Raw genomic sequence first — 9,548 nt, forward strand, 5'->3', positions numbered from 1 at the left:
CGCGCCCTTGCGTGAATGCGGATGCAAATATAGACTACATTTTCAATTACGCAAAACAATTTCACTTAAAAATAAAATTATTTTTAATCACGCTCAAGCCCCTTCGTTGCTTAAATTCTCAAGCTATATTTAAGTGGCTTTGCATCAGTTTATTACTGATTGCTTTTTAGTAATTCAGGTACACTCCGGTAAATATAATCACCGTGATTTCCCGTAAAACTCTTACCCATTTCATCCATGAACTTCTCCCGCTCCTCTTCGCTGGTCCAGGTTGATTCTACTAACTTCTGTTCTTCGTCAAAAAAAGCTTCAATATCGGCTAGTTTATCAAACACAAAAACCTCATTCATCTCTCGGCTATTAGAGCCCCATAAATGTCTATGAGTATAATAGCCTTTAAGGCTTTTGGCATTTTTAGTGATTTTCTCAAAGTATTCCCGAAACTTCTCGGGAGTTCCCTGACCATCCATAGCCAGATTACTTGACCGAACATAGAAAATTCGCGGAGTGGTACCGGTATTTTTTGGAGGTTGAATGCTATAATTCATCGTTTGATAAATTTCATCCTTATGGTCTGCACTATAATAAGCGCTCTGTTTATCCAGAAACTCTTTTCTTTTTGCTTCATCAGGCCACGCAGCTTTAAGCAATTCCTGATTCTTCTTCTCTGCCTTTTCAATATCGCCCCAGTCTTTATAAACGCTTACCATGATTACTTCAGAATTATCGGGAGTAAAATAATGCGTATAAAAGCCTGAATTAAGTATTAATTCATTTTTACTTGTAACCTTCTGGAAGTATTCCTTTTCTGTTGCAAGCCAATCCTTAAAATCAATATCGGGATCCTCGCTCCAGTGAGCTGTTGTCATTGTAACATATACAGGCTGGAAATCCTGACTCGCTTGTTTGGTGGTGTCCTGGCTAAAAACCCCTTTCGGAATTGAAAGGAATAATACCAACATGGATAATCTAAAAATTGTCTTCATTTTGGTTGAAATTTTTGGTGAATAATATCATAGCAAAAGATCAACTCATAAATAGAATAGGGAGAATACAGTCTGTAAATACGTTAACAACTGTAATACAGTCTTTTACAAATATAGACTAAATCTTAATGTATACTGACATTAGGCTCAAATAACTTCTGCCACGGTAAATGTACTGCCGCCAACAAAGATGAGATCATTAGCATTGCTTGAGTTTAAAGCTGTATTTAACGCAGAACTGACCGAGGGAAAGATTTCACCATACAACTCATGTTTTGCAGCCTCTGCAGCCAATAAATCAGCTTCTAATCCACGAGGAACATCAGGTTTGGCAAAATAATAAGTTGCATTTTTTGGAAATAGAGGCAAAATACTATTAAGATCCTTATCGTTTACCACTCCTAATACTATGTGTAAATGCTGAAAGGATTCTCTCTTTAGTTGAGTGAGCACATACCGCAATCCTTCTTTATTATGAGCGGTATCGCAAATCACCTTTGGAGAGTCTTGTAAAATATCCCATCGTCCCCGCAACCCTGTATTCTTTTTAACCAGATTCAGGCCAGCCTTTAGTTGATCATCAGTTATGCTCCAACCTTGATCCTTCAACAAATTAATAGCCGCCAAAACGGTTTTTATATTTTTTTCCTGATAATCCCCTTTAAGATCTGATTCGCAAGTTTCAAATTTCAGATCATCAGCAAATACAATCGAAGAGTGATTATCCTGAGCAATATTTTTAAAAACACCTTCTGTCTCCGGCTGTTTTTCTCCAATAACGACCGGAATAGCATTTTTAATAATCCCGGCTTTTTCTGTAGCTATTAATTCCAGGGTATTTCCAAGAAAAGCAGTATGATCCAATCCTATATTGGTAATCACAGATAATTCAGGCTGTATGATATTGGTTGAATCCAATCTGCCACCAAGACCTGTTTCAATAATGGCAATATCCACTTTCTCCTTTGCAAAGTAATCAAAGGCCATTCCCACACTCATTTCAAAGAAACTAAGTTGATTTGCTTCCAAAAACTTCTTGTTATTCCGGATAAAATCTACCACGTTCTCTTCAGGAATAACCTCACCATTAATTCGAATTCTCTCCCTAAAATCTTTTAAATGTGGGGAAGTATACAACCCTGTTTTATACCCGGCAGCCTGAAATACAGATGCGAGCATATGACTCACGGAGCCCTTTCCATTGGTCCCGGCGATATGTACACTCTTAAAACTGGCATGCGGATCCCCTAAATGAGCAGAAAGCTTAAGGGTATTGGAAAGGTCTTTTTTATAAGCAGTTTTGCCCACGCTTTGGTACATGGGTAACTGCTGAAACATCCATTCAACAGTATCTTGATAAGACTTCAATTATTCGGTAAGTTTAAAATTATAAATAATGGTCCCAACCTGTTGAGAAGGTGCATTGGGATCGCTGTTAAACCTGGTAGCCATAGCAGCTCTTTTCGCCGGTTCGGTTAAACATGCTGCACTATTGGTAGTTCCTTTCATCCCGGGCTGAGCGCTAACCACGCGGCCGGTTTGATCAACTACGATTTTCACAACAACGATTCCAGATTCATTACATTCCTGGACAAAAATTTCCTTATTAAGGGCTTTCCTTCCACCAAGTCTGTAATTTCCATCTCCATCCAGACCTGCACCCTGCCCGTAGTATGAACTGGCATTTCTATCACCATCCGGACTTCCTTTATCCCCTGCCCTGTTATCATTTCCTTCTCCTCCGGTAGCGGTTCCTGATCTTTCAGGACCATTTAAAATACTACTAAGCGCATCGTTAGTAGATTTATCCGGTTTAGGATCTGGTTTCTTTACAGGTTTAGGCTCCTCCTTTGGAGGTTCAGGTTGTTTGGTTTCAACCGGAGTTGGTTTCTTCTTTTTTTCAATAACAGGAGCTTCCTCATTATTTTGAGTAACTACTTCTTTTTCTATTACCGGCTCCGACTTTACAGGCTGAGCAGCGGCTTTTTGAGGAGCAGATTTTACAGGTTCTTTAGGCTGTTCATTTCCCGAACCAACTTCAGAAGTTCCAAAGTTAATTGCTATCCCACTTTCCGGCGGTGGGTCCAGATAAGTCATACCGAAAAAAATCAACAGAAGTATAAGTATTAAATGTAGTACTACAGTAATAGTTAAAGACTTCTTCTCGTGTTTTGTTTCCAGCATTTCTTTTAGCTATTCGGGTTTTACCGCAAGAACAATTTTATAATTGTTACGGTTTGCAATATCCATTACATTCACTGCCTTTTCTATTGGCACTCCTTCTTCTGCCCTTAATATTATTGTAGGGTTTTCTTCCCCATTTAGCTTGCTCTTCAATGTAGACTCAAGAGAACTTGCGCTAATCCTTTCGCTATTAATATAAAACTGAAGGTCTTTAGTAATACTCACCGAAAGGGTTTGTTTACTGGTAGTTTTCCCTTTTGCCTTCGGAAGTATTAAATCCAGGGCTTCTGGCGTAATCACCGGCGAGGTTAGCATGAAAAAGATAAGCAGCAGGAAAACCACATCTGTCATCGAACTCATACTAAACTCCGGGCTTACTTTGTTTCTTCCTCTAAGATTCATACTAAGCTGGTTCGTTTAACAGGTCAAGGAAATCTACTGCTGTCGCTTCCATCTGATGGATAACTTTATCGGTTTTCACCACCAGGTGGTTATAACCTATATAAGCAATAATACCTACTATTAATCCGGCCACGGTGGTAGTCATAGCGGTATAAATTCCTTCTGCCAGCGCTCCCATTTGAGCTTGTCCACTACTGGTAGCCAGTTCATGGAAAGCAAGAACCATACCTATTACAGTCCCCAGGAATCCAATCATTGGCGCAGCACCTGCAACTGTAGCAAGAATACTAACGTTTTTCTCAAGTTTATAAACTTCAAGACGACCTGCATTTTCAATGGCGGTATTGATATCCTCCAGCGGACTTCCAATTCTCGAAATACCTTTTTCCGTAAGTCTGGCAACAGGAGAGTCACTTTGAGCACATCTTATTTTTGCAGACTCAATATTCCCGTTCAGGACGCTGTCTTTAATTTGAAGCATAAAATTCTTATCTACTTTACTTGCAGCTTTAATCGCAAACAATCTTTCAAAATAGATATAGACTGCAGCGAATAGTAGCACAAACAAAATGATAATAATAATCTGGCCTCCCAGCCCTCCACTAAACATCAAATCAAAAAGTGATAATGTTTTTTCTTCCACGATGGGCTCTGCTGCCTGAGTTGCGGCTGCCACCTCGTCCTGCTGAATAAAATTAAGCATATGTATTATTGGGTTTTTAAATGTAACGCACTAATGCGGGTTTAATTGTAAACCAAATTTAATTAAACGGTAGCTCGCCTGAACGAGAGTATGAAAATGTTTAAAAAAACTTTTAAACAAGTTGCTTCAAGGCAACTTCAAAAGCAGTTTTACTAATATTGGTCTTCTCGCTGTTGTTATCGAAAGTATTTTGAATTGCGTTCTTTATGGTCATGGAGGTATCATTAAAAATAGCCTCATCTGTCATTTGAACTCTTCTTTCCATAAAATAAGCAAATACTCTGGCCATTCCGCAATTGGAAATAAAGTCGGGAATTAAACTTACACGCTCATCTGTATATTCCATAATAGGACCGAAGAAAATTTCTTTATCGGCAAAAGGAACATTTGCACCACAGGAAATAACTTCAAGTTTTCTATCGATTAGATTAGTGATCTGGTCCTTAGAAATCAGTCTTGAGGCGGCACACGGAGCAAAGATCTCTGCGTCCATTTTCCATATTTTTTCATTTACTTCTTCAAAAGGGATCATATCCTTATGGCTCAAAGTGTTTCCTTTTTTATCAAGGAACATTTGCTTTACTTCTTCAAAGCTGAAACCATTTTCATTGATCAATCCACCGGCGCGGTCAATTATACCAACAATCTTAGCCCCCATTTGAGACAGATAATAAGCTGCTGCAGATCCTACATTTCCAAATCCCTGAACTATTGCTCTTTTACCTTTAATATCTCCACCATAAATTTCGTAGTAGTGATGTACAGCTTCAGCCACTCCGTAACCGGTAATCATGTCGGCAACGGTATATTTTCGGCTAGTGTCCGGTGAAAAATGAGTATTCTCAAGAACCTTGATCACACCCTGTCTTAATTGTCCAATTCTATTGATCTTATCTGCTTCAGAAGGTTTAAAATGTCCGTTGAACACTCCTTCCTGAGGATGCCAAACTCCACAGTTCTCTGTGATTGGAATAACCTCATGTATTTCATCTACATTCAGGTCACCACCGGTTCCATAGTAACTTTTTAGTAAAGGTGATACTGCTTTATACCAACGTTCCAGAACACCTTTTTTACGAGGATCGGCCGGATCAAAGTTGATTCCAGATTTTGCTCCTCCAATCGCCGGGCCGGAAACCGTGAACTTTACTTCCATAGTTTTTGCCAGGGATAAAACTTCATTTTGATCCAATCCAACTCTCATTCGGGTACCTCCACCGGCAGCTCCACCTCTTAAAGAGTTGATCACTGTCCAGCCTTCAGCCTCAGTTTCAGAATCTTTCCAGTTAAAAACGATTTCAGGTTCTTTATTCTCGTATACTTTGAGTAATTCTTTCATTTTTGGAATATTTTAAAGCAAATATAAAAAACAAAGCAGCCTCCTTTACGGAATTGCCAAAATTTTCATGGTTCATAATAATATCCGGAAGAATGGTCCATCTTAGCTCCGGTTACAGAACTTAAAACATTAACTTCCTCTCTTAATTTCAAAGCGCCTAAAAATGCAAAGATTAGGGCTTCTTTAAAATTAACCAGTTGATCATCTGGAATTATAAAATTACAATTAGACCTTATTCTAATTTGTTCAATCAAAAATTCATTGAAACACCCTCCCCCGGTTAACAGCACATTCGACTCCGCAGAATTATCCACACTACGCCCAATTTGAGTTGCCGCGTGAACAACAAAAGTGTGCAAAATATCGGGTATAGACAGATCATGACTATCAATAAGAGGAAAAACCTCCTTAGTTACCCATTCAATCCCTAAAGATTTTGGAGGGCTTTTTTTATAAAACTGAAGGGCATTGAGAGAATTCAGTAAATCTTCACATAATTTCCCTGTTTCTGCCAGCTTTCCCCCATCATCATATTCCTGATTTAATTTCCGCATATAATGATTAAGGACAGTATTTACAGGACATATATCATAGGCAATTCTCCCTGCAGGTGTTTCTTCAGAAATATTAGCAAAACCACCAAGATTTATACAGTATTGATATTGCGCAAACAATAATTTATCTCCTATAGGAACCAAAGGAGCTCCCTGCCCGCCATATTCCACATCCTGAACGCGAAAATCGCATACTACAGGTACAGAAATTAGTTTAGCAAGTTTGGGGAGATTTCCAATTTGATAAGTAATGCCTTTTTTAGGTTTATGCTTAACCGTGTGCCCATGACTGCAAACCGCATCCAGGAGATCTATGTCATTTGAAATAATAAATTGATTTATTACTTCAGCCAGATATTCGGTATATTCATTATCCAGCACATTAAGGTCTTCCGGACTCAGGTTTAGTGCATTAGAAAGTCGTAATTTCCATTCCTGCGGATAAGGAAAAGTTTCTGCAGTGATAATTTTGAAGTTAATTTCACTCTCAAAACTGAATTGAGTAAGTATAAGGTCGATTCCGTCCAGAGAAGTGCCGGACATTACCCCAATTAACCTTAACTCATTTTTTTCCATATTCGTAAAAATAATCAATATCAATTGAAAAATAGGTATCAAAAAGCTATCTTTGCCGTCCAAAAATCAGTTTTTTACAAATTTCTTTTCAGATGGATTTTAAACTTACAGAAGAACATTTAATGATACGTGATGCAGCCCGTGATTTTGCAAATGCAGAATTATTACCAGGGGTGATCGAAAGAGATGAGAAGCAGGAATTTCCAAAGGAACTCGTTAAGAAAATGGGTGAACTTGGATTTCTTGGAATGATGGCATCACCTGAGTATGGGGGTGGCGGAATGGATACTATATCCTATGTTCTGGCAATGGAAGAAATTTCTAAGATCGATGCATCTGCTTCTGTAATGATCTCTGTAAACAATTCTCTTGTTTGCTGGGGACTGGATACATTTGGTAATGAAGAACAAAAGAAAAAATACCTTTCAAAATTAACTACCGGTGAAAAACTTGGGGCATTCTGCCTTTCAGAACCTGAAGCCGGAAGTGATGCTACTTCTCAACGCACCACTGCGATCGACAATGGTGATCATTATATTTTGAATGGAACTAAAAATTGGATTACCAACGGATCTTCTGCAGATTATTACCTGGTAATTGCACAAACTGATAAAGAAAAGAAACACAAAGGGATCAACGCTTTTATAGTTGAAAAAGGCTGGGAAGGATTCGAAATTGGACCAAAAGAACAAAAACTTGGGATTAGAGGAAGTGATACACACTCCTTAAACTTTAACGATGTTAAGGTGCCTAAGGAAAACAGAATTGGAGAAGATGGATTTGGTTTTAAATTCGCCATGAAAACCCTTTCCGGTGGTAGAATTGGAATTGCCGCTCAGGCTCTTGGAATTGCTGCCGGGGCTTATGAACTTGCTAAAGATTACTCTAAGCAACGTAAGGCTTTTGGAACCGAAATTTGTAATCATCAGGCTATCGCTTTCAAGCTGGCCGATATGCACACTCAAATTGAAGCTGCCCGTCACCTGGTGATGAAAGCTGCATGGGATAAAGATCAGGGACAGAACTATGATCTTTCCGGTGCAATGGCGAAACTACTTGCTTCAAAAACCGCTATGGATGTAACTGTGGAAGCTGTACAGGTACACGGTGGAAATGGATATGTAAAAGAATATCACGTAGAACGATTAATGAGAGATGCTAAGATTACTCAGATCTATGAAGGAACTTCAGAGATCCAGAAGATCGTTATCTCAAGAAGCATACTTAAAGACTAAACCTCTTAAAGTTTTTAAATAAAAAGAGCAGCCACATGGCTGCTCTTTCTTTTTGGATTAATTATTTATCTAACGCTTCGCTGAAATGATGTTTTGTGTAAACACCTCACGATTTGTTTGAACCCTCAGGATATAAATCTGATTCGCTTTCATTCTGAAATCTATTCCCAGATCTTTCACATCTCCTTTGGTCACTTTCTTATCCTTATAAGTTTTCAACAACTGACCTCTTAAGTCATATACCTGAATATTAACATCAGATACATAATCGAAATCATACTGGATAGAAAGTTTATCCTTGAATGGAACCGGTGAAGCTTTGAATCCGCTGGTTAAAGCTGATTTTTTACCATTTCCTTTTCCAGGTTTTGAAACTTCTGGAGCTCCACAAATATTTAGAGGAAACGGATCTGTTGTAGCTCTGGTTCCACCAAGCGTACAACCCGCATTATTAAATGCATCCAGAATACTTCCTGCCTCTCCAGGATTATTTTTAAGACTGGCATTCACATAGGCAATAAGAGCCTCTGTGCTTCCAATTTCATAATTCACATCGCTATGACAGGTATTTAATAATGCTGCCACAGATTGACGTCCTAAGTTATAAACTCCGCCACCACCTAAATTAAGCACCTCTAAAAGGGTTTTACCCTGTAATGCACTTGGCACCGTTACACCTTCCCCTCCGAACACTTCGGAATAAAGGGTACAGGTTGAATAACATTCCCATCTATCTGTATGGTTTTTCCAGTATCCTAAAGTACAACCTTCGAATTCCTGACAAATTGGTTCGACTAAAGTCTGAATAGTACTACCAAATTCGCAACCATTATTACTAACAGCAGTAATGAGATATATACCAGGCGCAAGACTAAAACCACCAGCAGGATATTTCACATAATCATAACTGGCTAACGGAACTCCTGGATTTGCCTGATTGAACACAGTATAATTCATTTTATCTAATCCTAAAACAGCTGCGTTAAGAATCTCTATCGATCCTAAACCTGTTTCACATATCACCGGAGTAACAGAAGGTTCCAATGTTAATACAACATCCAGCGGACGGTCAATAGTGATTGGAAAATCCTCCGAAACACAACCATCCTCAGTATATTTCACCTCAAAATCATAATCTGCTTGACCTAAAGCAATTGCCCCAGTATATAAGGTCCAAATGCTCCACGTATCATCTCCTGCCTCATCCAGCTTATATCTATAGTAAAACTGAGTAATATCAGGATCCAGATATGATAATGCTACAGAACCCTTGGATCCAGGCTGACAGTCTGCTTGTATGATCTGAGTGTCCGGAGTTTCAGGAAGCGGAATCAAAGTAACCACTACATCTTCTGAATCCGCAGGACATGGTCCATCTCCGTCAGCATCTACTGTATAGGTATATGTACCTGCAGTATCTGTTCCGGCCATAAACATTCCATCGGACGCACCATCAGGGCCGGTCCAGGTTCCACCATCATCTTCTCCAGTTAAGTAATCACGAAGATTATAATCTGTAGAATCATCGCCACATATTGTTAATGGACTACCTGTTCCTGCATCATTTGC

At 38.9% G+C, this 9,548-nt stretch carries 9 protein-coding genes; 1 reads left to right on the forward strand and 8 read right to left on the reverse strand.

Translation table 11 applies throughout. The features are described 5' to 3' along the window. Positions 1-152: 152 nt before the first annotated feature. The 7 genes from ACNKXV_RS03595 to ACNKXV_RS03625 form a co-directional block, all read right to left on the reverse strand. Positions 153-986, reverse strand: coding sequence for a hypothetical protein (locus ACNKXV_RS03595; protein ID WP_417906319.1), 834 nt, complete (start codon positions 984-986; stop codon positions 153-155). A 147-nt stretch (positions 987-1,133) separates the two neighbouring features. Next, entirely contained in the window at positions 1,134-2,324 is a 1,191-nt protein-coding gene (locus ACNKXV_RS03600) for a bifunctional folylpolyglutamate synthase/dihydrofolate synthase (protein ID WP_417906345.1), read from the reverse strand. Positions 2,325-2,354: 30 nt separating this feature from the next. After that, on the reverse strand, positions 2,355-3,170 hold the full coding sequence (locus ACNKXV_RS03605; RefSeq protein WP_417906320.1) for an energy transducer TonB: 816 nt from the start codon (positions 3,168-3,170) through the stop codon (positions 2,355-2,357). 9 nt (positions 3,171-3,179) lie between these two features. Continuing rightward, the gene (locus ACNKXV_RS03610; RefSeq protein WP_417906321.1) at positions 3,180-3,572 is read right to left on the reverse strand and encodes an ExbD/TolR family protein; all 393 of its coding nucleotides are present in this window, start codon (positions 3,570-3,572) and stop codon (positions 3,180-3,182) included. A 1-nt stretch (position 3,573) separates the two neighbouring features. After that, positions 3,574-4,275 carry a MotA/TolQ/ExbB proton channel family protein gene (locus tag ACNKXV_RS03615; protein ID WP_417906322.1) on the reverse strand — a complete coding sequence of 234 codons (702 nt, stop codon included), beginning with the start codon at positions 4,273-4,275 and terminating at the stop codon, positions 3,574-3,576. A gap of 112 nt (positions 4,276-4,387) precedes the next feature. Next, entirely contained in the window at positions 4,388-5,614 is a 1,227-nt protein-coding gene (locus ACNKXV_RS03620) for a Glu/Leu/Phe/Val dehydrogenase dimerization domain-containing protein (protein ID WP_417906323.1), read from the reverse strand. Between the two features lie 65 nt (positions 5,615-5,679). Next, positions 5,680-6,744: an anhydro-N-acetylmuramic acid kinase gene (locus ACNKXV_RS03625; RefSeq protein WP_417906324.1), complete on the reverse strand. Its 1,065-nt coding sequence runs from the start codon at positions 6,742-6,744 to the stop codon at positions 5,680-5,682. A gap of 92 nt (positions 6,745-6,836) precedes the next feature. Here ACNKXV_RS03625 and ACNKXV_RS03630 point away from each other — a divergent pair, with 92 nt between their 5' ends. Next, on the forward strand, positions 6,837-7,979 hold the full coding sequence (locus ACNKXV_RS03630; protein ID WP_417906325.1) for an acyl-CoA dehydrogenase: 1,143 nt from the start codon (positions 6,837-6,839) through the stop codon (positions 7,977-7,979). Between the two features lie 69 nt (positions 7,980-8,048). On the opposite strand, the gene ACNKXV_RS03635 is transcribed toward ACNKXV_RS03630, so the two are convergent. After that, positions 8,049-9,548, reverse strand: a 1,500-nt coding sequence (locus ACNKXV_RS03635) for a T9SS type A sorting domain-containing protein (protein ID WP_417906326.1), incomplete at its 5' end; no start/stop codon positions are given.

Origin of the sequence: Christiangramia aquimixticola (assembly GCF_048285835.1) — a bacterium.
Classification (GTDB): Bacteria; Bacteroidota; Bacteroidia; order Flavobacteriales; family Flavobacteriaceae; genus Christiangramia; species Christiangramia aquimixticola.

Excerpts from the sequence above, each read along its gene's own strand:
- ACNKXV_RS03595 (WP_417906319.1), bottom strand. The coding sequence starts at position 986 with ATGAAGACAATTTTTAGATTATCCATGTTGGTATTATTCCTTTCAATT.
- ACNKXV_RS03600 (WP_417906345.1), bottom strand. The coding sequence starts at position 2,324 with ATGTTTCAGCAGTTACCCATGTACCAAAGCGTGGGCAAAACTGCTTAT.
- ACNKXV_RS03605 (WP_417906320.1), bottom strand. The coding sequence starts at position 3,170 with ATGCTGGAAACAAAACACGAGAAGAAGTCTTTAACTATTACTGTAGTA.
- ACNKXV_RS03610 (WP_417906321.1), bottom strand. The coding sequence starts at position 3,572 with ATGAATCTTAGAGGAAGAAACAAAGTAAGCCCGGAGTTTAGTATGAGT.
- ACNKXV_RS03615 (WP_417906322.1), bottom strand. The coding sequence starts at position 4,275 with ATGCTTAATTTTATTCAGCAGGACGAGGTGGCAGCCGCAACTCAGGCA.
- ACNKXV_RS03620 (WP_417906323.1), bottom strand. The coding sequence starts at position 5,614 with ATGAAAGAATTACTCAAAGTATACGAGAATAAAGAACCTGAAATCGTT.
- ACNKXV_RS03625 (WP_417906324.1), bottom strand. The coding sequence starts at position 6,744 with ATGGAAAAAAATGAGTTAAGGTTAATTGGGGTAATGTCCGGCACTTCT.
- ACNKXV_RS03630 (WP_417906325.1), top strand. The coding sequence starts at position 6,837 with ATGGATTTTAAACTTACAGAAGAACATTTAATGATACGTGATGCAGCC.